The 2,056-nt window shown below is 70.1% G+C and carries 1 protein-coding gene and 1 pseudogene; one reads left to right on the top strand and one right to left on the bottom strand.

The features are described from left to right. Positions 1-435 (bottom strand): annotated as a pseudogene (locus D1825_RS00240) (ribonuclease E/G); the annotation flags it as partial. A 454-nt stretch (positions 436-889) separates the two neighbouring features. Between D1825_RS00240 and D1825_RS00235 the strand changes: the two are divergent. Further along, positions 890-2,056: cytochrome ubiquinol oxidase subunit I (locus D1825_RS00235; protein ID WP_138066952.1), on the top strand; the 1,167-nt coding region annotated here is incomplete at its 3' end.

The following is a 2,056-nucleotide window of genomic DNA, read 5'->3' as shown; positions in this document are numbered from 1 at the left end:
GGCGGCCGGCGTGATCGCGTCGGCAGCCGCGGCGGGCCGCGTGGCGCGCTTGCGGGTCTTGGTAGGCGCGGGCGCCTCCGCCTCGGTGGCGGGAGCCTCGACCGGTGCGGCAGCCTTGCGGCCGCCACGCGAGCGGGTCGGCGCGGAGGCCTCGGCAGCGGCGGGCTCTGCGGCAGCAGGCGCGGCGGCCTCGTCGGCGACGGGCGCCGCGACGGCCTTCGTCCGCTTGCGCGCGGGCTTCTTGGCCGCGGGCGCATCGGCAGCGGCAGCGGCATCAGCAGCGTCGGAACCGGCGGCCGGTGCCTCGGCAGTGGGCGTCGGCACGGCGTCCGGGGCGGCCACGCTGCGCGTGGCGCGGCGGCGTCGCGCCGGTGCCGGCGCTGCCTCACTCCCCGTCGACGTGGTGACTGCGGACTCGGGAGTGTTGTCGGACATCACGCGAGGTGCTCCTGGGTACCACGAACCGCCGTCCACACATCTGGCGGCCCGTAGCGGGTCGGTCGTCGCTCGCGCCTACGCGCTGCGACGGAAGTCGTCGGTCATGGCTGCTGCACCTGGCCGGGGCCATCGCCTGCCTGACGGAATCCCGGCCCCGATCGGGGACCTGGCGGACTGCCGGGCGGCGGCTGGCGCACGCGACGTGGTCGATGCTGCGAGCTCACGGGTTCACGGGGCGGTGTGGACGCCTTGTGGACCGCGGTCAGTATCGCACAGACACCCTTGTCGGGCCTGCCACGGGCCCTCGAAGAAAACGACAGCGTGTCAGTACCCGGGACCTTGGTCCCAGGGGCAGACTGGACATCGTTCTAGCGTTCCCCCAGGTCCGCACGCACGTCGACGGCGGCGGACTTACGACCACCGACTCGCACCTCCCCCGCTCGGAGATCTCGTGGACGCCCTAGACCTCGCCCGCTGGCAGTTCGGTATCACCACCGTCTACCACTTCATCTTCGTGCCGCTGACGATAGGCCTCGCGCCGCTCGTCGCGATCATGCAGACCGCATGGGTGCGCACCGGCAACGAACGCTGGCTCCGCCTGACCAAGTTCTTCGGCAAGCTCCTGCTGATCAACTTCGCGATCGGCGTGGCCACCGGCATCGTGCAGGAGTTCCAGTTCGGCATGGCCTGGAGCGAGTACTCGCGCTTCGTCGGCGACGTGTTCGGGGCACCGCTGGCCATGGAGGCGCTCGCCGCGTTCTTCGTCGAGTCGACGTTCCTGGGCCTGTGGATCTTCGGCTGGGACAAGCTGCCCAAGAAGATCCACCTCGCGTGCATCTGGGCCGTCGCGATCGCCACCAACCTGTCCGCGTTCTTCATCCTGGCCGCGAACTCGTGGATGCAGCACCCGGTCGGCTCGGTCTTCAACGAGAAGACCGGCCGCGCGGAAATGGTGGACATCGGCGCGGTGCTCACCAACCCCACCGTGCTGGCGGCGTTCCCGCACACGATCTCGGCGGCGTTCCTCACGGCCGGCACGTTCGTCGCCGGCATCGCCGCCTGGTGGATGGTCAAGCTCGTGCGTCGGGGCGATGCCGCCACGGCCAAGGACGTCTACCGCCCCGCGGTGATCGTCGGGCTGATCGCGATGCTCGTCAGCGGCGTCGGAGTCGCGCTGACCGGCGACTGGCAGGCCAAGCTCATGTTCGAGCAGCAGCCCATGAAGATGGCGTCGGCCGAGGCGCTGTGCACCACCTCGTCGAACGTGTCCTTCTCGATCCTGGCGATCGGCAACCTGTCGAACGACTGCGACAACGTCAAGCACGTCATCGAGATCCCCGGCATGCTCTCGTTCCTCGCGACGGGCGACTTCAACGCCACGCTCCAGGGCGTGGACGACCTGCAGGCGCAGTACGAGGAGAAGTACGGGTTCACCGACGAGAACGGCGACCCGATCTCGTACCAGCCCAACCTCACGGTCACGTACTGGGGCTTCCGCCTGATGATCGGCTTCGGCATCGGCTCCGCCGCGCTGGCGATCGCGGCGCTGTGGCTGACCCGCAAGGGCCGGGTCACCGGCAAGCGGTGGTTCGGGGTGCTCGGCATCGCCGCCCTCGCG

The organism is Cellulomonas rhizosphaerae, from assembly GCF_003470205.1.
Lineage (GTDB): Bacteria > Actinomycetota > Actinomycetes > Actinomycetales > Cellulomonadaceae > Cellulomonas > Cellulomonas rhizosphaerae.
This window is presented reverse-complemented; position numbering and strand designations above follow the sequence as displayed.